This window comes from Longicatena caecimuris (assembly GCF_004341945.1).
Lineage (GTDB): Bacteria > Bacillota_I > Bacilli_A > Erysipelotrichales > Erysipelotrichaceae > Longicatena > Longicatena caecimuris.
This window is the reverse complement of sequence record NZ_SMBP01000013.1, coordinates 47,604-70,059: the sequence shown is the minus strand read 5'-3', so window position 1 is coordinate 70,059 and position 22,456 is coordinate 47,604. Positions and strand designations below refer to the sequence as shown.

At 34.7% G+C, this 22,456-nt stretch carries 29 protein-coding genes; 9 read left to right on the top strand and 20 right to left on the bottom strand.

The genetic code is table 11. The annotated features are described in order from the left end of the window. Positions 1 to 163 precede the first annotated feature (163 nt). The gene (locus EDD61_RS08640) at positions 164 to 1,096 is read right to left on the bottom strand and encodes a helix-turn-helix transcriptional regulator (protein ID WP_117547543.1); all 933 of its coding nucleotides are present in this window, start codon (positions 1,094 to 1,096) and stop codon (positions 164 to 166) included. A gap of 377 nt (positions 1,097 to 1,473) precedes the next feature. On the opposite strand from EDD61_RS08640, the gene EDD61_RS08635 reads away from it, so the two are divergent. The 8 genes from EDD61_RS08635 to EDD61_RS08600 all read left to right on the top strand — a co-directional run bounded on the left by EDD61_RS08635 (position 1,474) and on the right by EDD61_RS08600 (position 5,384). Then, positions 1,474 to 1,641 carry a hypothetical protein gene (locus EDD61_RS08635; RefSeq protein WP_207901016.1) on the top strand — a complete coding sequence of 56 codons (168 nt, stop codon included), beginning with the start codon at positions 1,474 to 1,476 and terminating at the stop codon, positions 1,639 to 1,641. Positions 1,642 to 1,715: 74 nt separating this feature from the next. Then, entirely contained in the window at positions 1,716 to 2,099 is a 384-nt protein-coding gene (locus EDD61_RS08630; protein ID WP_120136389.1) for a TnpV protein, read from the top strand. An 18-nt stretch (positions 2,100 to 2,117) separates the two neighbouring features. After that, positions 2,118 to 2,480 (top strand): DUF4368 domain-containing protein, encoded by a 363-nt coding sequence (locus EDD61_RS14250; protein ID WP_132225016.1) that lies wholly within the window; start codon positions 2,118 to 2,120, stop codon positions 2,478 to 2,480. A gap of 117 nt (positions 2,481 to 2,597) precedes the next feature. Further along, positions 2,598 to 2,798, top strand: coding sequence for a hypothetical protein (locus EDD61_RS08620; RefSeq protein ID WP_120136383.1), 201 nt, complete (start codon positions 2,598 to 2,600; stop codon positions 2,796 to 2,798). Beyond that, positions 2,774 to 3,106: a hypothetical protein gene (locus tag EDD61_RS08615; RefSeq protein WP_133300737.1), complete on the top strand. Its 333-nt coding sequence runs from the start codon at positions 2,774 to 2,776 to the stop codon at positions 3,104 to 3,106. The genes EDD61_RS08620 and EDD61_RS08615 overlap by 25 nt, the downstream gene beginning before the upstream one ends. Before the next feature lie 200 nt (positions 3,107 to 3,306). Beyond that, positions 3,307 to 3,864: an RNA polymerase sigma factor gene (locus tag EDD61_RS08610; protein ID WP_132225015.1), complete on the top strand. Its 558-nt coding sequence runs from the start codon at positions 3,307 to 3,309 to the stop codon at positions 3,862 to 3,864. Next, positions 3,851 to 4,768: a hypothetical protein gene (locus tag EDD61_RS08605; protein WP_120136380.1), complete on the top strand. Its 918-nt coding sequence runs from the start codon at positions 3,851 to 3,853 to the stop codon at positions 4,766 to 4,768. Before EDD61_RS08610 ends, EDD61_RS08605 begins: the two co-directional genes overlap by 14 nt. A gap of 124 nt (positions 4,769 to 4,892) precedes the next feature. Then, complete coding sequence (locus EDD61_RS08600; protein WP_257524870.1) at positions 4,893 to 5,384, top strand: DJ-1/PfpI family protein; 492 nt, start codon at positions 4,893 to 4,895, stop codon at positions 5,382 to 5,384. A gap of 351 nt (positions 5,385 to 5,735) precedes the next feature. Here EDD61_RS08600 and EDD61_RS08595 read toward each other — a convergent pair whose 3' ends face one another. The 10 genes from EDD61_RS08595 to EDD61_RS08550 all read right to left on the bottom strand — a co-directional run bounded on the left by EDD61_RS08595 (position 5,736) and on the right by EDD61_RS08550 (position 13,457). After that, positions 5,736 to 6,305 (bottom strand): flavodoxin family protein, encoded by a 570-nt coding sequence (locus EDD61_RS08595; protein ID WP_008688200.1) that lies wholly within the window; start codon positions 6,303 to 6,305, stop codon positions 5,736 to 5,738. A gap of 2 nt (positions 6,306 to 6,307) precedes the next feature. Continuing rightward, positions 6,308 to 6,943: a TetR/AcrR family transcriptional regulator gene (locus EDD61_RS08590; protein WP_008688196.1), complete on the bottom strand. Its 636-nt coding sequence runs from the start codon at positions 6,941 to 6,943 to the stop codon at positions 6,308 to 6,310. 278 nt (positions 6,944 to 7,221) lie between these two features. Continuing rightward, positions 7,222 to 7,758 carry a flavodoxin family protein gene (locus EDD61_RS08585; RefSeq protein WP_132225014.1) on the bottom strand — a complete coding sequence of 179 codons (537 nt, stop codon included), beginning with the start codon at positions 7,756 to 7,758 and terminating at the stop codon, positions 7,222 to 7,224. Between the two features lies 1 nt (position 7,759). Then, entirely contained in the window at positions 7,760 to 8,158 is a 399-nt protein-coding gene (locus tag EDD61_RS08580) for an FMN-binding protein (protein WP_008688193.1), read from the bottom strand. After that, positions 8,145 to 8,636 (bottom strand): MarR family winged helix-turn-helix transcriptional regulator, encoded by a 492-nt coding sequence (locus EDD61_RS08575; protein ID WP_132225013.1) that lies wholly within the window; start codon positions 8,634 to 8,636, stop codon positions 8,145 to 8,147. Before EDD61_RS08575 ends, EDD61_RS08580 begins: the two co-directional genes overlap by 14 nt. Before the next feature lie 141 nt (positions 8,637 to 8,777). Continuing rightward, entirely contained in the window at positions 8,778 to 9,686 is a 909-nt protein-coding gene (locus EDD61_RS08570) for a pseudouridine-5'-phosphate glycosidase (protein ID WP_132225011.1), read from the bottom strand. Positions 9,687 to 9,688: 2 nt separating this feature from the next. Next, positions 9,689 to 10,645 (bottom strand): eIF2B alpha/beta/delta subunit family protein, encoded by a 957-nt coding sequence (locus EDD61_RS08565; RefSeq protein ID WP_132225009.1) that lies wholly within the window; start codon positions 10,643 to 10,645, stop codon positions 9,689 to 9,691. 2 nt (positions 10,646 to 10,647) lie between these two features. Beyond that, on the bottom strand, positions 10,648 to 12,027 hold the full coding sequence (locus tag EDD61_RS08560) for a PTS transporter subunit EIIC (protein WP_008688185.1): 1,380 nt from the start codon (positions 12,025 to 12,027) through the stop codon (positions 10,648 to 10,650). Positions 12,028 to 12,099: 72 nt separating this feature from the next. Continuing rightward, the gene (locus tag EDD61_RS08555) at positions 12,100 to 12,960 is read right to left on the bottom strand and encodes a PRD domain-containing protein (RefSeq protein ID WP_008688183.1); all 861 of its coding nucleotides are present in this window, start codon (positions 12,958 to 12,960) and stop codon (positions 12,100 to 12,102) included. A 5-nt stretch (positions 12,961 to 12,965) separates the two neighbouring features. Next, complete coding sequence (locus tag EDD61_RS08550; protein WP_008688181.1) at positions 12,966 to 13,457, bottom strand: PTS sugar transporter subunit IIA; 492 nt, start codon at positions 13,455 to 13,457, stop codon at positions 12,966 to 12,968. Positions 13,458 to 13,971: 514 nt separating this feature from the next. Here EDD61_RS08550 and EDD61_RS08545 point away from each other — a divergent pair. Next, positions 13,972 to 15,006, top strand: a complete 1,035-nt coding sequence (locus tag EDD61_RS08545; RefSeq protein WP_008978488.1) for a M42 family metallopeptidase — start codon at positions 13,972 to 13,974, stop codon at positions 15,004 to 15,006. 57 nt (positions 15,007 to 15,063) lie between these two features. Here EDD61_RS08545 and sigK read toward each other — a convergent pair whose 3' ends face one another. From sigK to EDD61_RS08505, 9 genes are all read right to left on the bottom strand, one after another. Beyond that, positions 15,064 to 15,798 carry an RNA polymerase sporulation sigma factor SigK gene (sigK, locus tag EDD61_RS08540; RefSeq protein WP_008688178.1) on the bottom strand — a complete coding sequence of 245 codons (735 nt, stop codon included), beginning with the start codon at positions 15,796 to 15,798 and terminating at the stop codon, positions 15,064 to 15,066. Positions 15,799 to 16,383: 585 nt separating this feature from the next. Beyond that, on the bottom strand, positions 16,384 to 17,436 hold the full coding sequence (locus tag EDD61_RS08535; RefSeq protein WP_132225007.1) for a hypothetical protein: 1,053 nt from the start codon (positions 17,434 to 17,436) through the stop codon (positions 16,384 to 16,386). Between the two features lie 3 nt (positions 17,437 to 17,439). Beyond that, complete coding sequence (locus tag EDD61_RS08530; RefSeq protein ID WP_008688174.1) at positions 17,440 to 18,078, bottom strand: GNAT family N-acetyltransferase; 639 nt, start codon at positions 18,076 to 18,078, stop codon at positions 17,440 to 17,442. 469 nt (positions 18,079 to 18,547) lie between these two features. Then, entirely contained in the window at positions 18,548 to 19,273 is a 726-nt protein-coding gene (locus EDD61_RS08525) for a SigB/SigF/SigG family RNA polymerase sigma factor (protein WP_119957456.1), read from the bottom strand. After that, a complete protein-coding gene (gene spoIIAB / locus EDD61_RS08520) occupies positions 19,254 to 19,688 on the bottom strand; it encodes an anti-sigma F factor (protein WP_008688038.1) in 435 nt (144 codons plus the stop codon). The genes EDD61_RS08525 and spoIIAB overlap by 20 nt, the downstream gene beginning before the upstream one ends. Beyond that, positions 19,685 to 20,002 (bottom strand): anti-sigma factor antagonist, encoded by a 318-nt coding sequence (locus EDD61_RS08515; protein ID WP_008688037.1) that lies wholly within the window; start codon positions 20,000 to 20,002, stop codon positions 19,685 to 19,687. The genes spoIIAB and EDD61_RS08515 overlap by 4 nt, the downstream gene beginning before the upstream one ends. Before the next feature lie 129 nt (positions 20,003 to 20,131). Beyond that, positions 20,132 to 20,293, bottom strand: a complete 162-nt coding sequence (locus EDD61_RS13835; protein ID WP_008688036.1) for a hypothetical protein — start codon at positions 20,291 to 20,293, stop codon at positions 20,132 to 20,134. A gap of 79 nt (positions 20,294 to 20,372) precedes the next feature. Beyond that, positions 20,373 to 21,551: a D-alanyl-D-alanine carboxypeptidase family protein gene (locus tag EDD61_RS08510; protein WP_132225005.1), complete on the bottom strand. Its 1,179-nt coding sequence runs from the start codon at positions 21,549 to 21,551 to the stop codon at positions 20,373 to 20,375. Positions 21,552 to 21,638: 87 nt separating this feature from the next. Next, positions 21,639 to 22,268 (bottom strand): SGNH/GDSL hydrolase family protein, encoded by a 630-nt coding sequence (locus EDD61_RS08505; RefSeq protein WP_132225003.1) that lies wholly within the window; start codon positions 22,266 to 22,268, stop codon positions 21,639 to 21,641. Between the last annotated feature and the right edge of the window lie 188 nt (positions 22,269 to 22,456).

The window sequence follows — 22,456 nt, the reverse complement described above, 5'->3', positions numbered from 1 at the left end:
TAAGAATTATATCCCATTTATTCCTATCCAAACTTTTTTAGGAATCGTTTTATATAAACTTTCTCTTACTTTTTATATCTTCTTAAAACCCCACGTGTTTTCTTAGCAAAATAATTTTAACATTCTCAGTAATAGTTACTATAACACTATATTATAGTAACTATTACTTTTTATATAGAGAAGCTATATCATATATTCTCTGCTTCATTTTTTCACGAACATGTAATGGTTCCAAACATTCGCACTTATCTCCAAAGCTCAAAACAATATCATAATAATAATCATTCTCTATAAAAGGAAAACTGACGATATAATGCTCCTTATCATCGGGAATGAAATTTTCGTATGGACAATAATCAAGTACCCTATCTACGATAGACTTATGAATACGAATTTTAATATTTGTTTGTAGGGTTGCTAAAACATCTGCAAACTCTAATTTGGGTTTTTGATAATCGCGTGGTATAAAAGTTTCCTTTTGTTTTTGTAGGGTTGACATACGCGACAATCTGAATAAGCGAAAATCGTTTCTTTTAAGGCAATATCCATATAAATACCAATGCGTACTTTTTAATACGAGTTGATAAGGCTCAACGACACGTGTAGTCTTATTTCCGCGATGGGCTATATAATCAAATGACAGTAGCTTATTTTCTTGTAAAGCTACTTTGATAATTTCTATATATGATTGTATGTTGCTGTTACCTATCCATTGACTAAAATCTATATAAATTTGATTAACCTTTAGTTCAATTTCTTTAGCCCTTTCTGTGGGTATAAAACTTTTGACTTTCGCAAGTGCATTTCTTAATTCATCACTCTGTATCATGTTTGAAATACTGGAAAGTCCTATTAGAATAGCGGAAAGATCAGCAGTTGAAAATACCTTTTTATCAATCTTATAATTTGGCATGATCTCAAATCCACCGCCAACTCCCGATGTAGAACGAATAGGAATGCCTGCCAATTCAATAGCATCTATGTCACGGTAGATTGTGCGTAATGAAACTTCAAACATGTCCGCTAACTCTTGTGCGCTAATACGATTTTTATCAAGGAGAACCAAAACTATACTTATTAGTCTATCAACTTTCATTTGGTTACCACCTTTCAAATTTACTTATTTTATTATAGATTGTTGTCATAATGGTGTCAACGATAGTGTGATACACTAAGTAACGAAAGGAGTCTATAATAAAAAGAAAAAATTCTTAGTAATCATTACTGTTCAAAATGACAATAAAGAATTATAAGGAAATTATCGGATATGTAAACATCCTATGTAATAGACGATAAATAATGATATTCATGTGCCATACATTAGATCAGATAATTTAATAGTTGTCATAATAAACAGCAATTACTAGAAAAGTTTCACTATTATGATGCAAAGAATGTAATTAATTTGTATGAAATTTAAAGCTTAGGAACTTTTAAAAGTGGATAATAAGCAAACGAAAATGGAGGAATTTTATGGTTACCGTTTATGTTTATATTCTTGATACTTTAGTAGATTGGGAATTAGGTCATGTTATTTCAGAGCTTAAATCTGGTCGTTTCTTTAAGAAAGATGCACAACGTATAGCACTCAAAACAGTTAGCTGCTCTAATGATGTCGACCATTTTTTACGGACAACTTAAATTTACATATCTGTTTGCACCTTTGCTCTTGTGGCTTTGAGCCAATATAATTGGCTCAAAGGACGGTGATTAAAATGGATATGCCAAAGCATATTACAGACGAGAAAACAGGTATCAGCTATACGCTGCAAGGTGATTACTACCTGCCCAATTTAGTGCTACTCGAACAAGAGCATTATGAACTCGGCAGATTTGCCCGACTGAAATACCGATACTTGCAGAACTGCCACAAGGCTTTGCTTGCTTCAATGCGGGTGGATTGTTCCCTCAATCGATATTTGCACGAGGTTGATGAAGAATGCGAGGAAGTCTTTTCTCGGCTGGTAAAGGAACTTTCCGAAAAAGAAGGTGTTACCGAAAAACTAAAAGTGAACAATCAGATGGAATGGGTGCGGAGAATGAACAGTATCCGCAACCGTGTGGAAGAAATCATACTCAAAGAATATGTGTATGTATAGGGCGACAGAAAAGACGGTGTGGTTGATTTCCTTGCAAAGATACGGGAATACAGAGGAATTACCAAGCTGAACGCAAGGGTTGTGAACGAGCTGATAGACAAAATCACGATTTCCGAGCGTGTTGTTTCTTCGGATGGTGTCAAAGAACAGGCCATCACTATTTATTACAAATTCGTTGAGGGAAATCTCAACGAACTACATATTGTACCGACAAAGCGGTGGACAGAGTTAGCTCCAAGACATTGTGCGGTATGTGGGAAAGAATATATGCCGCTGTCTGCGGTTGCGAAATACTGCCCTGCTTGCAGAGAAAAGGTGCGCAAAGAGCAGTCAAACGAAAGTACAAGGCGCAGGAGAGCCGAAAAGAAGATTGCTGGTTGATACAAGGAACGAATGTGTGTGATTTTATTGAAAAAAGCCGACTTTTTTGATATAATTATCTTCAGTAATTGTCGGTGGTGAAGCAGACAACTTTGAATTTGTAGGGAGAAGTAATTTATGGTGTGCCCTTATTGTGAACAAGGTAATGTGGTTCAAGTAAAAATAAAAAGAACTGGTAAAAAAATTTATATTTGTGATGAATGCGATACTATTTGGTTAAATGGAGAAACGATTTCACATTTTAATGGGACTGGATTTGAAGAATATGCGAAAGCAAATGGTTTTCAATCCATATGGACAGAATTGGAATTATTATAAGACAACTTCCAGTTTATGAGAGAGAGGATAAAATGATTAAGCTTCATTTCTTTGATTATGGTAATTATGATTTGGATATTGAAAAAGAATTAGGAATTCAAAATGATGTAATTGATTTTGTAACAGACAATATTCAAAACATTTCTTTTGATTCTACAGATAATGAATTTGATTTGGAAGATAATTGGATATTTTGGTTTAAAAGCGATTCTGAAAACGAAACTTTAGATGAGTTAAATCAATTGATTTCATCAAGAATTAGAAATGAATCAACAATGAAGTATCAAATTACAATAGATGAAATGTAGTTATAAAATCCCAGTTTATGGGACTGTGAAAATATAATTTTTGAAAACGAACGATGTGAAATTACAAGACCGTCTATCTTTCAGGGAAGACGGTCTTTTATGCAAGAAAAAATAAATTTAATTTTACTGAGAGAAACAATATCCTTATCCGTCTAATAAGTGAAAGGAGAAAGAACATCCTTTCAGGAAGGAGGCAGTCAATGGATAACGGTGCAAGTAGCTACCGCCGTTTCCTTGATGGCGATGAAAATGGCATTGTCGAGATAATAAGGGATTATAAAGACGGTTTAATTTTCTATCTGAACGGATTTACGCAAAACATTTATGTTGCTGAAGAACTTGCAGAAGAAACTTTTGTAAAACTTGTGGTAAAAAAGCCGAGATTTTCCAACAAAAGCATATTCAAAACTTGGCTGTATGCTATTGGGCGAAATGTAGCGATTGATTATTTAAGACATACCTCCAAAACATCCAATGCTCCGATAGAGGACTATCAGAATATGATAAGTGATGAGGAAAACCTTGAAAAATCCTACATACAAGAAGAATACAAAATTGTTGTGCACAAGGCACTTGCAAAATTAAAGCCTGAATATCAGCAGGTGATTTATCTTATCTTCTTTGAAGATTTCAGCAATACTGAAGCAGCAACCGTAATGAAGAAAAATAATCGTCAAATAGAAAACCTTGTTTATCGTGCGAAAATGTCACTCAAATCAGAACTTGATAAGGAGGGCTTTGAGTATGAAGAACTATAAAGAAATGGCTGATAGCGTATTTCAACGCAGCAATGAAATCATTGCAGAAAACAAAAGGAAGAGAAAAAATTTAATAGGAATTACCTCAGCAATATCGTGTGTCTGCCTTGTTGCTTTGATTGGCTTTGGCGGAATGAAAAATGGATTGTTTGGGAATGTTGTTCCGAGTGAAAAACCGGGGCAATCGACTGTAACACCGCCACCGACAATACAGCAAGAGCAAAATGATTATCCAGTCATTTTTGGTGATGGAAATACAGTTGATTCAGCAATAATTGATTGGAATGGAAAGAAAATTGATATTTCGCTTCAAACAGCATTTGAGTCTTATGATGAAAAGAACAAATTTGCTATTACCGCCAGCTATAATTATATTGACAAGCAGTTTGTTTTTAACGGAAAAACATTGGGCGAATATGAAGCAGCTAAACTTGAGGAAAGCAGAACGCTTGAAAAGCTTGAGGGCTTGCTGAAGGACGGCGATTATCTACGGTACGGCGAAAGTCTGTATCAGACAGGGACTCCCGACAGGCCGAAATGGGACAAGGATTTATATGATAAAACCGTAGAGTTTTACGGAAAAGAATTTTTGGCAAGATATATTGTAAACGGAGAATTTCTTCAGGATAAGGTAAATAGCGACATTGGAAACTATCAACTGAAAGCTGAAGCCGAATATGAAGAAGCATTTCAAGCATACACAACTGCAATGCTTAAAGCGGCAAAAGATAAAGTAATCGGACAAAATGTTGCTTGTGAAATATCCAGCGACGGAAATTCTTTAATTCTCTACCCAACGGAAGAACAGTTTACAACTCTTTCGTTCGATAATTTAACTGAGTGGTACTTTGGTCTTGAAGTAAAGAATAGTGATGCAGGACAAGACTTAATCGTAACGGAATAACCTGACATTATAAGCAAACTCCCAGATAGTCTTTTATTTAGCCGATGGCTTGTGAGAATATCACTTGTCATCGGCTTTTTCTATTTTTAACTAAACTGTCCGTAAAGTCTGACCGACAGAGCCTATCCACACAATGGGTGGTATGACAATAGTACCCGACTGCTTAATCGATGATATTGTTGTGAATGAAACAAGTGTCTTACTCTTACCGGGCGCTGACACTTGGAGCGATCCAAAACATGGTACAATTATTGAAAAAGCGAGCGAATTTCTTTCTTTAGGTGCTACTGTTTGTGCAATTTGTGGAGCCACTGTAGCACTTGCTAACTATGGGTTATTGGATAATCGTCCCCATACAAGTAATGGGATAGGTTATCTAGACATGTTTTCTCCTTGCTATGAAGGGAAAAATCATTATATTGATAAGCCCTCTGTGGCAGATAATAACCTTATTACAGCAAGTTCAGCCGGAGCCTTGCTATGGTCAAAACAAATTATTAAGCATTTAAATGTCTTTCAATCAAGCACCCTGGAGTATTGGTATGAATATTTCAGCACAGGAGAACCACAGCATTTCTTTGCTCTTATGCAAAGTTTGTCATCTAACGATGAATAAATGTTATACGCTTTGCTTAAAGAGAATGATATCTTGTGAAACTGCTAATCGTTTCAAATTAGCGTCATGAGGAACAATTATTTTGACAAACTGGAGAATGGTTATCTTCCAATTCTCAATATCAAACAGAAAATGCCGATTTTTAATAAACTATATAAGAATATATACAGAATGCAAAAGAATTATTAGTGAACGTCTTCCGCTTTTACGCAATGTCTTATATGAAGTTTTAAGTATCCTATCCCATTAAAAAATGACGTAAATGCTACGTCATTTTCATTTTATCTTGTATTCTCTAATCATCTTGCTATCTTTCCAATATTAAGCATATAAGTAAACAATACAATCCATTTATTTCACACACCGCTCTATCTTTTTAATTAATGCCGGGGATAGTTTCTTTCTATTAGCCGCATTTGCACATACAATTTTTCCTATAGGTTTCATACCTGCTGTTTTGAAAAATTCATCCATATTGCGGATTGCCCCTCTGCTTTGACCAAAAATCCACGAAAACGGTGCAGGAGTATTACAGGAAGTTAATAGCAAATATTTCTTGCCTTTTAAACGTGGTTTGGGGAAAGTTGTCGTTTCTTCCATTGCTGTTCCTAATAATCTATCAAACAAATTTTTGACCGGTGCTGGCACATTTGCCCAATAAACAGGTGCTGCCAGAAATACAATCAAGGATTCATGTAATAAGGCAACAATTTCTTGTATATCATCTTTTTGAACACAAACTTTGGTATCCATACAAGCCCGACAACCTTTGCAGAAAGAAATATTTTTTTCATATAAATTTACTTTCCTTACTGTATATCCCCTTTCTTCTGCTTTATGAACTGCACAATCAAACATAGCTGCTGTCATCCCATTTGTATGGGGACTACCAAAAATGGCAAGTACATTCTTTTCATTCATAGTCATTTCTCCTTTGCAATAGATTGATACAACATTTGAAAACCATAATCCAAAAATTGCTTTTTCGATAAATTCATCGTACTTTGAATATAGTTCTCCTTATTTGTAGCTAGTTGAATAAGTCCTGATAGCATCCCCCAAAAAGTAAATATAGTTGGGATAATTTTCAGATCTTCACGCAAATCACCGTTTTCCATACCAGATATCAGAAAATCTTTTAACTTATCGTTTATTTTTTCTCCTATTTGATATGTTTCCTTCTCCTCGGGCAAACAATCATTATTTTCAAAGTCAATATTGATTTTATCTAATACCATTTTAAAATAAAAAGGAAATGCTTCTTGATACTGCACCAATCCACGACAAATAAAATCATATTTTGTTTTCGTTGTTTCCTTTTGTACTAACGCAGAAGATATAGAATCGTAAAGTTTTCGCATACTATCTAAAACCAAAATACCGATAATTTCCTCCTTATTCTTAAAATAAACATAAAGGGTCGCTTTGCTGTATCCGGCTGCTTTTGCTATATCATCCATAGAAGTCGCCGTAATACCCTTTTGCATAAATAAGGTAGATGCTGCTGCAGCAATCTTTTCCCGATGAGTACTTTTCGGCTCTTTTTTCCTTCGTCCCATTGTCTCCTCCTCTTATAATTAAACTCACAGTTTAATTATAAACAATTTCCAGTGCTCATGTCAATTTAAATGGTTTCTTTCGTGTACAATTGACTTTTTTGGTTTATTTTTATTAATTGACGATCATCTCCCTTTCACATGAAAAAAAGGCAGCTTCCATTTCTATTAGAAGCCACCGTTTCATAAAACATACAATCATACCATATTAAGGCACTTTCCTTCCATTTTCAAATTATCAAGGTTGAAATGAGGCCAGTTCATATAGGTTACGCATATATCTATGCGTTACTACTTTCACTCACCTTTTTTAAGAACATATCCACATATTTTTTATCTATCCAATCATGGGCTTTTCCTTGCGTATTTACCAACGCACGCATAGATGCATCCATTTCCGAAACCTCTTTCCCCTGTAAAGCTTTGCGTAATGAGCGACATAATGCTCTGTCTTTGAAATTCATCTTCTCTTCATCATATGTCCCTTGCCCATAGGAAAACGAAATCGAAAGATTACAATTCTTCATGTTATTCATTTTAATTTCTTCAAGATAATCATCACAATACGCACTTGCCCCTACCGCAAATACATAAATTTTTTTCATCTTAATATGACGTTCCATTTTCTTTACATACTTCATCCCAGCAATTTTTCCGGCATAAATACCTCCTACAAGGATAATACGATCGGCTGTTTCTAACATTTGCTTCTTACATTGCTTTAATTCCGTCGCAGGATCCCCTAACGCATGTGATATCATTTCTGCATAGCGTTGGGATGCGCCATATTTTGATGTATAGATAATTAAATTCTTCATGTTATTCTCCTTTTTCCATCGCCTGTTCGGCAGCCTTTAAAATACATACACTGCTAATGGTTGCTTGTGATACAGTATCTACCTCTAAGGATTGTTTCTGCAATACATCGCTTACGATATTTTCAGCAGCCTTTCCTAAACCATGTTCATGGGTAATGATTTTCACATCGGCTATGCGTTTGTTTTCAATATACACTTTGACCTTTGCGGATACAGGAAATATGCTATAACTTCCTTCATACACACCATCCTTTATTGCTGCAAGTTTCGGTGTATGAAGCTTTATCCGGTTTGTTTTTTGTGTAATATCCTGTAATAATACAACGATGGAAATGCCGATTCCCACCAAACCCACAAGTACACAGATAGCAATGCGTTTCATTTTTTTATGCTTTTTCACTTTTTGTCCTCTTTTCCAAACACTCTACTCCCTCATATAAACGCATAAACAATTGAAACAATTGTTGTAATTCTTCATTGCTGTAGTGTTCAAATACACACGTAAGCTCTGTTTGATAATTCACAAATACCGTATCAAAGAAATCATGCATCTTTGGTGTAGGAACAATTGTAGCTGCCCGCACATCTGCTTTGTTTTTTTTGATGGTTACATAACCGTTTCGTTCTAAAACAGCTGCTAACTTTTTAACATTTTGTCTCGAACACCCCATCATACTACCTAATTGAGTAAAGGTCATCTGTGTATCTGCTTGGCGAATTAATGACAGCAACATAAACTGCTTTAATGTGATATCTGGGATCCGTTCATCAAAAATAGTCTGCAAACGATTCCCTAATATGAATAAAGTACTAAAAATAGCTTTTTCCTGTTGCTCACGCGTCTTTGAAAAACGTTGTATCAGTTCTTGTAGTTCCATGTTTATCTCCTTTATTAGTAACAAGTTACTCATATTATAGCAACTTGTTACGTATTTAGCAAGATAAATAATTAAAAAATAAGAAATGTTTGTGACATCAAAAAGAGGAGATAAGTACAATCTCCTCTACATTCATATTATCTATTTAAAATATTCAACCGCCAGCTTTGCACCTAGCTTTGCATTATTGTATACTAATGCAATATTTGCTTTAAGACTTTCACCATGACTGTTTTTAACGATTTCAGCTAACAGAAAAGGTGTAACGGCTTTTCCTTTAATTCCTTTTTCATCAGCTTCTTTTACAGCTTGCAAAATCAAAGAATCAATATATGCCTTATCCATAGAATCTTCCTTAGGAATAGGATTGGTGATTAAAATGCCACCTTGTAAACCTAGTTTCTCTTTTGTATGTATTAAGGCACTGATATCTTCAACACAATCCATTCTCGTGTTTAATTTATACTCACTTTCAGCAGTAAAAAATTGTGGTAAATAATCTGTTTTATATCCTACGACGCAAACCCCCTTCGTTTCAAGATATTCTAATGTTCTCGGCAAGTCTAAGATTGACTTCGCCCCTGCGCAAATAACGTTAACATCCGTTTGTGCAAGCTCTTCTAAATCAGCTGAAACATCTAGTGTCTGTTCATATCCACGATGAATTCCACCTATTCCGCCTGTCACAAAAAATTTAATACCAGCAAGTTTCGCACATATCATCGTAGTTGCAACCGTAGTAGCGCCTATTTTCTTTTCAGATAAAACCTGAGCCAAATCTCTACGTGAAACTTTCGCAACATCCTTTGCGGTTGCCAATGTTTGTAAATCTTCATCATTTAAACCAATTTTAATTTTTCCATCCATAATTGCTATGGTTGCTGGTACTGCCCCTTGCTCACGGATAATAGCTTCACAATTTTTCGCCATTTCCACATTTTGGGGATACGGCATTCCATGTGAAATAATTGTTGATTCTAAAGCCACGACTGCTTTATTACCTTCAATTGCTTTCAGCACCTCATCTTTTATATCTAAAAATGCATTCATATTTATTCACCCTCCTTAATGTTATCCCATAATTTTGACCAGTATTGCAACATCTGGGATGGATGCAGAACACCGAATTCCGTAACGATTCCTGTTATATCGCTTGCTGGTGTCAGATCGAAAAATTGGTTTATGACTTCTACTTGATCAAAATCCTTAAAATCATCTTCATCTACGAGCTCGCATTTGTCTCTTCTTTCTAAAATCACTTTTTCACCATTTAAGGTTCTTATATCAAGTTTATATAATTCACTTGCAAAATAAACTGGTATCTTGCAACTTTGTGCAAGACGCGCAATTTGCGCACTCCCCATCTTGTTCGCAACATCGCCATTGGTACAAAGTGTGTCTGCTCCCATAATGATCATATCTGCCTCATTCATAAACTCGTATACCGATGCATCTGAAATAAACATCGTTTCAATACCTAATCGAGTTAATACATTCACAGCATTTCGTGATTCACGTAAAGGCCTTGATTCCGTACAAATAACCTTAAAGCGTTTCTTGTCATTTGCTGCTGATTGAAAGATTCCCATCAATGTACTACTATAGCTGTGCATCAAAACAACATCATGATCATGAATAAGATGAGATCCAATTTCCCCGACTTTTTCTACAGCTACAAACGATTGTTCAATAATATTATCACATAAGTGAATCACCTTTTCTTTTAGTATGTTTACTTCCATCGTTTCATCTAATTCTTGCATAATGGCTTCACAGCTATTATAAATTGTTGCCATTGTTGGCTTTAATTCATACATCTGTTTTTTTAAATAGGTGAACCGTGTTTTGATTTCGCTAAAAGTTTTTAAATCCTCTTGTTGCAAAGCAAGCTTAAATGCCCAAGCAGCTGCTCTACCAAAAGGACTTCCTCCCTTGACATTCATATTGCGTATTTCTTCTATTACATGATCAGCTGATTGAAATGCAATATCTTTTACTCGATTTTTCATTACTATGCATTCTCCTTTTCATCAATTCCCATCAAATAAGTTAAAACAAAAGTTATGAGGCCACCAACAACACAGCCTAACATCAAACCGCCAAAACCTGCTCCCAAATAGACTGGGAATGTATAAATACTTAGTGCTACCGCTGCCACTGTTCCAGCTCCTGCTGCTCCAGTAATTGCGCCGCCAATAGCACCACCTATACATACTGCGATAAATGGTTTTTTATATTTAAGGTTTATACCATACATTACAGGCTCAATGACGTTACCTGAAAAAAATGATGTTAAACTTAAGGTTAGTGCATTTTTCTTTATTTTCTTATCTTTTGCTTTTAAAGCAACAGCTAACCCGGCTGTAATTTGACAAATCAAAGATGGCGCATGCGTCATAATAATCATATCTCTTCCATACATTGCGATATTAGGCGCAGATACAAGCCCTAGAATAGCGATGTGCATACCAAAGATAATCAATATTTGCCAGATTCCGCCTATGATAGCACCTGCTAATACAGGGCTCAACTCATATGTCGATCTAAACAAATTCGCAAACAATTCTCCACCCCATACCCCTATAGGGCCAATCACAACAATAAGTAAAGGAATTACGATTAATGCACTCAGAAACGGAACAAAGATACTGCGTAAGGCATTTGGAAGTATTTTACGTAAAATAAATTCACATTTAGATATCAAATAGGCCGAACAGATTGCTGGTAAAATGGAACTACCATAATAAACATTGGTTACTGGTATCCCTAAAAAATTGACGCTTGTCGCATTGGCAAATATTGCCGAAAAATTAGGATATACCAATAATCCAACTACCATTAATGTAATGGATATATTCGCCTTAAAATATTTAGCTGCTGACCAGCCAATAAAAATAGGGAAAAAGCCATATAAGACATCACCTGCAACACTCAATATTTGGATCGTCGTATTTGTTTCTGATACCCCAGCGAGTACTGCAAGTTTCGCCAAAGCCGTAATGAAACCGGCTGCCAACATTGCCGGTATAATAGGACTGACAATTCCGGATAATAATGCTATCAGATTTTCAATGAATTTACTTTTTTTAGGAACATCCGCATCTAAATTTTCCTGAATCATTTCTTTATTTACATCTACAGTATCACCAACTAGTGTACTTGCTTCTGCAAACACCTCATCTACAATTCCACCCAATACGACTTGATATTGTCCACCTATGACGACAACCCGCATCACACCCTCAATTTTTTCCAATTCATTCTTTTTAACTTTCGCATCATCCTTCAAATTAAGACGTAGTCGTGTCATACAATGTGACATTTCTTTGATATTATCTACTCCACCAATACAATTCAAAATTTCCTTTGCCATGTTTTTAAAGTCTGCCATGTTTTTACACCTCTCTCTTTCTACTGCTAACCTTTTTATGACATCAACATATAAACATACTGTATAATTTTTTTATTTTCCTCCCTTCTGTTTTAAAATGGGGACGATGTGCATTGTCAAATATGCCGCTTCTTCATCACTTACATTTAAGTGCAGTTCAGATTTCATAAAATCAGATATCTTAGCAGCATATTCCCATTCTTCCCCATGTGCTATCTTTAAAGAACGTGAAACCTCATCCATAAACGTCCTGTCGAATGTTTTCTTCTCATCCGTAATAAGACGATTGAATAAACATTTTAAATGAATCAATAATCTTCCATATAAATATGAATTTTTATCAAGTGTATAATCTGTTAATGTATCTATATAATTTACCGTCCTTTCCAAATCCTTCATAATTGTTTTGTTTTGCAAACTGCTTAAATTAGATAACGCATTGATATAGTGAAAAGCAAGAAAGGCTGCTTCATGTTCATCAAAATCTGTATGTAACGCTTGATTGATGATAGCAATGGAATGTAATGCGGCATGAAACTCATTCGTATGAAACATCTTAATTTCATTTAGCAATGGATTCTCTATTTTCTGTTTATCTTGCCATGTCGTATAGGCGAAGTATATGTGATCTAAAAGCGATAGATACAACACGTCTTTAAATTTCGTTTGTAAATCTTCTTCCGCTGTTTTAATGACTTTCTCAACGATCATAAATAATGCATAAGGCATTTTATTCAAAATGGTTTCGATATATTTTTTATTACTAGTATCACTAACAAAGATACGCTCGATAAGTTGTTTATCCACAAGTGAATGGATTGTTCGATTACATTTAATACCTATTGCTTTCCCTAAGATAATCACTTCGTGATGATGTTCATCCATTGCGCTAATAGCATTATTGTTAATCGATTTTAGATAGAAGTATTTCATTGTAATTACCTCCTAATACATTTCAATACAACATCCCCCTCATAAATATCCTGTTCTTCTCTAATTGCTTTGATATCATATTCAGCACTGTTTGTGACAAATACATAAACATCCGGTAGTATCCCCAATTTTTTAAATGTGATAAGATCTATCTCACATATAGGCTGCATTTTTTTTACTACGTCATGTACCTGTAACCTACTTTCAATCGTATTTTTCTGTAGTTTTACTGTATCTACACCAATATGTAACATTACATCCATTCCATTCTTTGTTTGTATTCCGATGGCATGTTTAGTCGGAAAGATTGATGTAACAACACCTGAAACAGGAGCATAAATCTGTGAATCACTGGCTCTTACAAAGAATCCTTCGCCAAGTGTTTTTAATGCAAAAACTTCATCATTAGATGTTTCTAAACGTTTTAACTTACCTTCACACGGTGAAACGATTTCTGTTTCGTTTACTTTTTGATTTTTAAATATCGAAATTCGCATTCTTCATACCTCCAGAGAACAAAAAAAAGGCCACATCAAATATATGATGTGGTCTAGCATTAAGTAAATGGATTGATTCCTTAATTCGCTAACCTTTATACATGTATAGTATAGCAAGGTATGGAAGCGTTTGCAACACCTATTTTTTATTTTATGAAATATCCAAGAATACAACAAAAATAATCCTATGATCACTTCTATATCACAGATACTGATATAGTTAATACATGGCTTTTTCATGGTGCTGCTTTTAAGCATATGGCAAAAGCTTATTCTATTGCAATATACATACATTAGACTACTGTTTTCAGGATCAAAGCTCCCCTGTGGTTTTAACAAAAACTTACCTTTTCTTTCCTAAGGCTCTCTTATCAAACTACGTAGTTTCACATTGAGAAAAATTGGATATCGCGTAATTTTAACAATTGTTAATAATCACCATCACAGCTTTCAGCTTTACTTGTATCTCCTCTGAAAAACTGTTAAAATAATCTTCAGAAAAGAGGTAATCTGTATGGAAATTAATAAGAAAACAATTGAGCGTGTAACCAAAAAACTGATAGAAACGCCAAGCCCTGTCAGCTATTATGAAGAAATCACACCCGTCATGGAAGCCTTAGCTACAGAATTTGGCTATGCGGTCAGTTATGATCGCAAGCGCACCATCTATATTAAAGTAGAAGGTGAACATCCAGAAAAAACCATATGTGTGGGTGCACATTTAGATACCATTGGTTTGATGATACGTCATATCAATGAGGATGGTACATTGGCACTGCGTAATTTAGGTGGCATTAACTATAATAACATTGATGGAGAATGTGTGCATGTTCATACTCGCGATGGCAAATGCTATAGCGGATTGGTTGCTTGTACTTCACATTCCACACACGTATTTGATGATGCACGAAGTGCTGTTCGCGAAGAACGTAATATGATGGTCGTATTAGATGAGCATGTCAAGTGTGCACAAGATGTTCGTGCCTTAGGTATTGAACATGGTGATATCATCTCCATTGATCCAAATTATCATTATACCGAAAAAGGGTTTATCAAGTCACGCCATATAGATGACAAAGCGGCAGTAGGTGCTGTCTTTGCCGTACTGGAGAATTTACAAAAAGCGCAGAAAAAGCCATATTACAATGTGCTCTTTGCTTTCCCCTTTTATGAAGAAATCGGACATGGTGGTGCTTGGCTGCCTCCTGAGGTTGAAGAATATGTAGCTTTGGATATCGGCTTGATTGGTCCAGATCATTTAGGAGATGAATATGGCGTATCCATTTGCGCGAAGGATAATTATACACCCTATGATCGCGGCTTGACCAGTAAGCTTATCCAATTAGCAAAAACAAACAATATTCATTATTGTGTGGATGTTTTTTATCATTATGGAACAGATGCCAGTGCCGCAATACGTGCTGGTAATAATGTATATGCTGCCGCCTTTGGCATGGGATGTTTTTCAAGTCATGGAATGGAACGCTGTCATATTGATAGTGTTGTTGAAACGGCAAAATTATTATATGCCTATCTATTAAGCAAATAAACTATATAAAAACCTGAGAACAGAGACATTTCAAATGTTATACTGTTCTCAGGTTTTTTATTCTTTAAATATATTAATCCGTGGTTCTTTTTCGCCATGCTTTGCTTCTTCTTTTTGAAACTCACGATACAATTTCATAAAAGCTCTTTTTTCAATACGTGAAACATATGATCTGGAAATATGCAATTGCTTGGCAATTTCTCGCTGCGTTTCTTCTTCTACACCGTATAAACCAAATCGTTTCGTAATGATTTCCAATTCCCTGGAATCTAAAACATGTAGAAATTGTTTTAGTTTACTGATATTATCTTCAACGACCATATCTTCAATGATACTTGTTTCTTGCGGAGAACTGATTGCATCAATCAGCGTAATCTCACTTCCATCCTTATCCGTTGCAATAGGATCATTAAGCGATACATTCTGAAAATAATTTTTAGAACTACGTAAATACATCAATATTTCGTTTTCTATACAACGCGAAGCATACGTAGTTAATTTATGCCCTTTTTCTGGTTTAAAAGAGTCAATTGCTTTGATTAAACCTATAGTTCCAATGCTTATTAAATCTTCTGTTTGTTCTTTTTTGATATCATACTTTTTTACGATATGAGCTACTAGTCGCAAATTATGTTCAATTAATTTATTACGACATTCCTCATCCTGCAAGCTTAAGCCGGCAATACAATGTGCTTCTTCTTCTTTATCTAAAGGTTGTAAAAAAGAATTTGAACGTATATAGCCGACATATCCAAGAGCACTGCTTAAAATCTCAAATATCGGAAACAGCATTTCCATCACCTATTGTCAGTATATGAAAAATCTTATCAAGATATGTCTAATCAAGATTCGTGATAATGTGTCGTAAGTATGTAAGTAAGCTATTTGAAACAAGCTTTTTATACTATTGCAAAATATAAAATAGAAACGCTGATATCGCTTAAACGCTTGGTTTTAAGTAATACTTACCAAGCTGCTATCCTATCTCATAGCTGCTTTTTGTAATTTCATAAAAATTCACTGCAGCTTTTTCCAAAAAATCATTACTTCATTTCCATTTCAAGAATATCAAAACTGATGTTCTTTTACATGATCTTTTGTACTGTTTTGTTAATAAGTTTGCTTTCATCCCCTATGTCAAAGCTAGCCTTTTTCATTTATCCCATACAATAAAAGATAATAAAAAGTCTTATGGATAGATAACAAATTCGATAAATCCATCCTTAAGACTTATATGCTTTGATAAACCACAAAAAATTACAATTAGGTATCGTATTTACCATATACGTTACGCATCAAATAACTTAATGGTCTGTCATTTTCTTAATACTTACTTATTAAATGAAAGTTCCATGATCAATACCCATTACATGTAGCTTATTTCAAAAAAGGTTGATAATAAACTTTAAAATTCATCTTTTCATTGATTTTTGCTAATGCGATAGCAAAAGCATCTTTATCAAAAACAGCTACATCAATATAAGAATAATAAATACCAACGGCGCCACCCATCGTTCTGGCAATCGACATCTCATATAAAAGTTCATTTATTTCCTTTTCCAGTTGTTGACGAACCAATGCTTCTTTTTCATCCTCATATAGCTTTTCATAATAGAAGTATCCATATTCTCCACCACAGTCTTTGAACTCCTTACACATTTCATAACTATCGCTTAAGAGTTCTTCTTGTAGCTGTGGATTCGTCGTTACGATTAATTTCATATCTTTTCGCAATGTTTCGCTAACTGGCTTTTCATCAAGTTTATAAGCCATGTAAATAGATAATGGATCATGATATTCCATCCAATCTTGATCAATGATAATATCACAAATATCTTCATACAGGTTTGGCAATAAACAGAAATTTTCTGCCTCTTCATCTGGTGTATCTATGATTTCGATGCTTGATATGCGTGCTTCAAATTCTAACTCACCAATGAATAACTCCAACATAAAAGCAACCATCGACTCACGACGCTTTTCCTCCACATCTTTTAAAGCCTCGCAATATACTTTGATATCGAGCGTTTTGCTTATTTCATTTATCGTATAATAAACATGAAAATCAGCACCAGTAACTTCTTTATCTTTTATACGTAATATCGTATGCATAGCACGCTCACTTAATGGTGGTCGTACGGCATTAATGATCCAATCTTCACTTAATGCTTGCGGAGCATCCTTTTTTAATAATGCTGTGGCAAACTGCGCATTCTTATTTCCTTGTGGTGTAAAGGTCATTTCATAAAAACCTGTATCACTCATCTCAACTTCCATGCCACACGCACAAATCGTTTTTAAATGTTCATTTAAATCTTGTAAGAGATGTGTAATCTCATGGTGATCATTTTCTCGTAACGCATGCTCTAGTTCTTCACGGTTTAATATAAAATATTTCCAAAAGTTTTGTACACGATGTTTGATATACATAAGCTATTCCTCACTTGTCCTAAGCAGCATACAATACTGCGTTAAATCATATTCCTCATGAGTAATGGTACTCATCAGATGAAAACCAATTTGTTCATATAATGGTAAATTATCTTTATGATGTGTCTCTAACGTGATATCGCGATGTTCTTTGATTGCTTCCTGTTTTACTTCCTGTAAGAGATGTCCCGCCAAACCATGATGACGCATTGCTTTATCTGTGTATAATAAATCCACATGATAATATGCACCATTCACAAATTCTCTCGTCCATTTGCTAGTGAACATATCCATACAATCAAGAGCATGATGAATACTGCGAATAGAGTGAACACCTACAGCAATTGGTATAAGCTTTATAATTAGATGTAATAATCGCAAACGATATAACAGCGTTTTTTCCAAAGTACTGTCAAAGAGAACCATAACACAATTCAAGTCTTTACTATCCGCTATAAAATAACAATATGGTCTTACTGCCTGTAAATAATGTTTCAGCAGATATGGCAAAGCCCATCGACGTGATGGTTCTGAAGGAAAAATCGTCCGATACAAGTCATCATGAAAGAAATTATCCGCAAAACTATGGTAAATTTCGCTGATTTCATCATCACTTAAATGATATACATGTTCCAAATTCATCTTTTCACATCCATTTCTGCTACCGTTTATTATATCACAGGTGTTAAAACCAGCACAAGTAAGGATAAAGAAAAGATCTTGCGCGCAACAAAACAAGAGCTTTCTTTTTATATTGAGTAATCAATCATGCTACATATGATCAACAGATAAAATGAAGTCTTACACGATAAGATGATGTAAAAAGCCTAAGTCCTCTACTTAATTTAAGCATCAAACGCTAAAGCTAACACACGCAAAACATAAGAAAAAACTTTTATAGCCAAAGACTTATAATAAGAACACCGAAAATGCCATAAGCCCATATACACATTATGTTTTTTGCAAAAAGAAAGATACTGTCTTTGGTTGCTACCGTAAAAGCATAACCAATTAAGATTCGTTTCTTTCATCAATACAAAAACCAAAAGACGATGATCAAACCATTACATTCTCTATCCATCAACTCCTTTTCTTTCGAAAAGGAATTTCATCATGTTACCATAAGGCGCTCTTTTAATTTTAATAATATCTTTTTTTCTAAACGTGATACTTGTACTTGAGATATCTGTAATTTTTTGGCAATTTCTTCCTGTTTCATTCCCAGATCATATCGATAGTGCAATAACAATTGTTCCCGTTGTTCTAAATGCGCAATCTCATTTTGCAAAGACACCTTCATAACAACATCTTCTTCTTTGCGATTACTCACCTTATCCTCTAGCAATATCGGCGATCCATCGTTTTCATAAATAGTTTCATCTAAAGAATAAACAAACTGATTCGCTTCAAAGGCTAAGATAACATCTGCAACATCCATTGACAAAGCGTCGGCAATTTCCTGATAAGTTGGTTCGCGATTCAATTTCTGCAAAAGTTCTTCCTTCTTTTTTGACATTTGCAAATAACCTTCTTTTAATGAACGCGATATGCGCATATTTCCATCATCACGAAAAAAGCGTTTAATTTCACCCATGATGATGGGCACTGCATATGTTGAAAATTTAACTTGATAACTTGTATCGAAATTGTTCAAAGCCTTCATTAATCCAACACATCCAATTTGAAACAAATCATCAATGGCTATGCGTTGACGAGAAAAACGACGAACTATAGAATATACTAACGGTGAGTTCTTTTCTACAAAAATACTTTTTGCTTCTTCATCCCCATCTTTGATTCTTTGAATCAATTCTTCATTATTCGCTGACACATTCATGTTGAATCCGTTTACGTAATGTGACGACAGTCCCTTTTCCCTTTTCGCTTGTAATATGAAAATCATCAGCAAATGTCTGCATAATTGTCATACCCATACCACTTCGTTCTAAGTGTTGTTTGCTGGTGAATAATGGTTGCATAGCTTGTGATATATCGTCGATTCCACAGCCTTCATCTGCAACGATAATTTCGATCTGATTTTCATCATAAGATACATGCACACGAACAATCCCTTCATGATTTCCCTCATAACCATGAATCATCGCATTGACAACAGCCTCTGCCAGCATCGTCTTGATTTCCATACAATCTTCCATGGATAAATTTAATGGCATTAAAAAAGCGATCGCACTCGTTCTGATAAATGCCTCATTTTCCAGATGCGCCAAACATTCCAATGTCATCTTGTTCATAGTTTTACCCCATTTCTTTCCTCTTTCATTAACTGAAAAATTCCACTCATCGCAAAAATGCGATGATTTACTTTTGATAAATTACAAATAATCAACTCACCATGATATTTTTGCAACTGCTTATAGCGAGCTAAAACAAACCCTATACCCGTGCTATCTACAAAACTCACTTCTTCAAAATCCAGTTTGACAGTTTTTGGTTGATACTGATCGATTAAATCGATACATATTTGCTTCAAATTACAAACTGTCAGATTATCCAGTTCCCCATAAAAATAAAAATATAGGGTACCATCTTTAAATTGATGTTTCATCTTTTATCCCTCCGCAGCTCATCTTAGCATGAATTCTCTTATCCTTGGGGATATTCGACAAAGGATGTTTCACTTCGACAATTAGTAATTATTCTGTCACACGAAAAAACGGATATATCTTATCCGTTTTTAATACATATCATCTTCTTGTTCATCAAAGAAATCACTTGCATATTCTTCATCATAATTAGGCATATGATCTGATTGTGCTGCTGATCTTACAACAGCAAAAATTAAGAATAGAAATGCTAATATCGCTATAAATCCAATAATGGTCCACATAACACTCATCAATTATCCCTCTTTTCAGAAGTAGTATGCCTTTAATTAGCATCGTTATGATGAGCGTAGCAAACCTTTTTTTGGATATTTACGCAAAAACATCTTTTAAGGCTTTCATAAATAAATCAGTATAATCTAGCGCTGCTACATCATGTGCAGCTTTCAATGCCGTTTCCATAGTATAACCATCACTCATTTTAATTTGCACCTTACCGATAATTTCTCCCTTTTTAAAAGGCGCATGCGTTTTACGTAAGGAAATTTCTTTCGCCGTTTCCTTTGGCTCACTGCCTTTTTCAAACACATAAACTAAATCTTTATCCGTTAACACATCTACTTTTTGCGGCTTCCCATTTTCAATTGGTATTGTTTTCATCTTAGTACCTGCTGCATATAATAAGCCTTGCTGATATTGTGAGAAACCATAATCTAGCATTTGCTTGATTTCCCCATTGCGAACTTTTGAACTAGGCTCTCCCATAACGACCGCTATTAATCGTAAATCTTTCTTTTTTGCGGTAATAGTGATACAGGACATCGCTTGTGAGGTGAAGCCTGATTTCAAGCCATCAACGCCAGGATATTGTTTTAATAATTTATTTGTATTTACCAACCAGAAAGCTTTCTCACTATCTTCGCGAATATAGGCATCATATGTTGAAGTGATTTTTAACAAATCATCTCCGCCTTCCTTAATTAAAGCTTTCCCAACAATTGCCATATCTTTAGCACAGGTATAATGCTGTGGATCATGTAAGCCAGTAGGATTCATGAAATGGGTGTTACAAAGATTTAATTTTTTGGCTTTTTCATTCATCATCTCAACGAAATGTTCAGCACTTCCTCCTACTTTTTCAGCCATGGCAACCATAGCATCATTAGCTGAGGCAATACAAATACTTTTTATCATATCTTTTACACTCATGGTTTCATTTTCTTCCAAGAATACCTGACTGCCTCCCATGCTAGCAGCATATGCACTCGTAGTAACCTCATCTTTCCAATCCAGTTTACCATCGTGCAAAGATTCAAAAATAAGTAATAGACCCATCATTTTCGTCATACTAGCTGGATATAATTTCGCCTTTTCATTTTTAGCATAAATAACTTTCCCACTTGTATATTCCATTAAGTAGGAGGATTTCGCGTTCTGGGCAATTTGGGGATCGTTTTTTGTCGTTTGTTTTGTTTTCTCATCTGCATGTATACTTGTCAGCATCGTCATGCTCAACACTGCCACCATACAGCAAAGTATCATTTTTTTCATGGTATCAACCTCAATAAAGCCTATGTGAAAGAATAGAAAGATATACCTAAATCCCCCTGCAGAAAATAAAAACCGCAAAATATGCGGTCATATAATAAAATTTCTTTTTAAAAGTCCCGTGATGTCAGCCATATGATACAGCCATTTGGGATAGAATGGATATTTGGGATGAATACCATCAAATTCAAACAATTCATCTTTCCATTCGATTAATGCTGAATTGTCAATAAATCCTATACCCTCTTTTTCACACATCAATTGTAATAGACTATTACACGTTTTAAATACTTCCAGACCACCAATGCGTTCTAATTGACATTGTCCCATAGGAATTAAAGAGTTGACATATAATGTTGTTTCCGGCAATTCTTCCTTTAATGTATGGATATGCTTACGATACAAGGTAATAAAAGAAGTAAAATTATCCCGAAAATGTAGGATATCATTTTTTCCATACTCCAAAATAATCATTTCCGGAGCCATACAAATGGCCCGCTGAATATCCCCCTCAATCATATCCACACAGCGCCCTCGCTTCGCTATAACATTTTTCTTTCGTAATAATCGATAATCCAGAATTGACTCTGCTAATGAATCCCCTAAGATGATGACATTTTCATAATAAGGCAACATCGCATAAATGGCCTTATTTCGTTTTTTTTCTGAAAGATAATTCACATATGTTTTTTCTTTTTTTGCAGTTGTTGTTTCATTCATGCCACCATTCACCTCAATTCTCCCTAACAACGTACCTTGAACTATATAGTACTGCTTAAATTATATAATATATAGTTGAATTTTCAAGCAATTTGTAGATTTTTAACCGTAAAAAGCAATTATATATAAAAAACATAACAAGAATTCTAAAAACAAATGGTTATATTTTTACCAAATAAATTCTTTTT

What these genes read in the sequence shown, in the direction of transcription:
- EDD61_RS08605 (WP_120136380.1), top strand. Translation starts at nt 3,851, where the DNA reads ATGAAGAACTATAAAGAAATGGCTGATAGCGTATTTCAACGCAGCAAT.
- EDD61_RS08530 (WP_008688174.1), bottom strand. Translation starts at nt 18,078, where the DNA reads ATGAATTTGGAACATGTATATCATTTAAGTGATGATGAAATCAGCGAA.
- EDD61_RS08545 (WP_008978488.1), top strand. Translation starts at nt 13,972, where the DNA reads ATGGAAATTAATAAGAAAACAATTGAGCGTGTAACCAAAAAACTGATA.
- EDD61_RS08560 (WP_008688185.1), bottom strand. Translation starts at nt 12,027, where the DNA reads ATGGCAGACTTTAAAAACATGGCAAAGGAAATTTTGAATTGTATTGGT.
- EDD61_RS08610 (WP_132225015.1), top strand. Translation starts at nt 3,307, where the DNA reads ATGGATAACGGTGCAAGTAGCTACCGCCGTTTCCTTGATGGCGATGAA.
- EDD61_RS08615 (WP_133300737.1), top strand. Translation starts at nt 2,774, where the DNA reads ATGGACAGAATTGGAATTATTATAAGACAACTTCCAGTTTATGAGAGA.
- EDD61_RS08640 (WP_117547543.1), bottom strand. Translation starts at nt 1,096, where the DNA reads ATGAAAGTTGATAGACTAATAAGTATAGTTTTGGTTCTCCTTGATAAA.
- EDD61_RS08510 (WP_132225005.1), bottom strand. Translation starts at nt 21,551, where the DNA reads ATGAAAAAAATGATACTTTGCTGTATGGTGGCAGTGTTGAGCATGACG.
- EDD61_RS08535 (WP_132225007.1), bottom strand. Translation starts at nt 17,436, where the DNA reads ATGTATATCAAACATCGTGTACAAAACTTTTGGAAATATTTTATATTA.
- EDD61_RS08565 (WP_132225009.1), bottom strand. Translation starts at nt 10,645, where the DNA reads ATGAAAAATCGAGTAAAAGATATTGCATTTCAATCAGCTGATCATGTA.
- EDD61_RS08515 (WP_008688037.1), bottom strand. Translation starts at nt 20,002, where the DNA reads ATGAAACATCAATTTAAAGATGGTACCCTATATTTTTATTTTTATGGG.
- EDD61_RS08595 (WP_008688200.1), bottom strand. Translation starts at nt 6,305, where the DNA reads ATGAATGAAAAGAATGTACTTGCCATTTTTGGTAGTCCCCATACAAAT.
- EDD61_RS08585 (WP_132225014.1), bottom strand. Translation starts at nt 7,758, where the DNA reads ATGAAGAATTTAATTATCTATACATCAAAATATGGCGCATCCCAACGC.
- EDD61_RS08620 (WP_120136383.1), top strand. Translation starts at nt 2,598, where the DNA reads ATGGTGTGCCCTTATTGTGAACAAGGTAATGTGGTTCAAGTAAAAATA.
- EDD61_RS08555 (WP_008688183.1), bottom strand. Translation starts at nt 12,960, where the DNA reads ATGAAATACTTCTATCTAAAATCGATTAACAATAATGCTATTAGCGCA.
- spoIIAB (WP_008688038.1), bottom strand. Translation starts at nt 19,688, where the DNA reads ATGAACAAGATGACATTGGAATGTTTGGCGCATCTGGAAAATGAGGCA.
- EDD61_RS08525 (WP_119957456.1), bottom strand. Translation starts at nt 19,273, where the DNA reads ATGAATGTGTCAGCGAATAATGAAGAATTGATTCAAAGAATCAAAGAT.
- sigK (WP_008688178.1), bottom strand. Translation starts at nt 15,798, where the DNA reads ATGCTGTTTCCGATATTTGAGATTTTAAGCAGTGCTCTTGGATATGTC.
- EDD61_RS08630 (WP_120136389.1), top strand. Translation starts at nt 1,716, where the DNA reads ATGGATATGCCAAAGCATATTACAGACGAGAAAACAGGTATCAGCTAT.
- EDD61_RS08590 (WP_008688196.1), bottom strand. Translation starts at nt 6,943, where the DNA reads ATGGGACGAAGGAAAAAAGAGCCGAAAAGTACTCATCGGGAAAAGATT.
- EDD61_RS08575 (WP_132225013.1), bottom strand. Translation starts at nt 8,636, where the DNA reads ATGGAACTACAAGAACTGATACAACGTTTTTCAAAGACGCGTGAGCAA.
- EDD61_RS08570 (WP_132225011.1), bottom strand. Translation starts at nt 9,686, where the DNA reads ATGAATGCATTTTTAGATATAAAAGATGAGGTGCTGAAAGCAATTGAA.
- EDD61_RS13835 (WP_008688036.1), bottom strand. Translation starts at nt 20,293, where the DNA reads ATGAGTGTTATGTGGACCATTATTGGATTTATAGCGATATTAGCATTT.
- EDD61_RS08505 (WP_132225003.1), bottom strand. Translation starts at nt 22,268, where the DNA reads ATGAATGAAACAACAACTGCAAAAAAAGAAAAAACATATGTGAATTAT.
- EDD61_RS08550 (WP_008688181.1), bottom strand. Translation starts at nt 13,457, where the DNA reads ATGCGAATTTCGATATTTAAAAATCAAAAAGTAAACGAAACAGAAATC.
- EDD61_RS08635 (WP_207901016.1), top strand. Translation starts at nt 1,474, where the DNA reads ATGGTTACCGTTTATGTTTATATTCTTGATACTTTAGTAGATTGGGAA.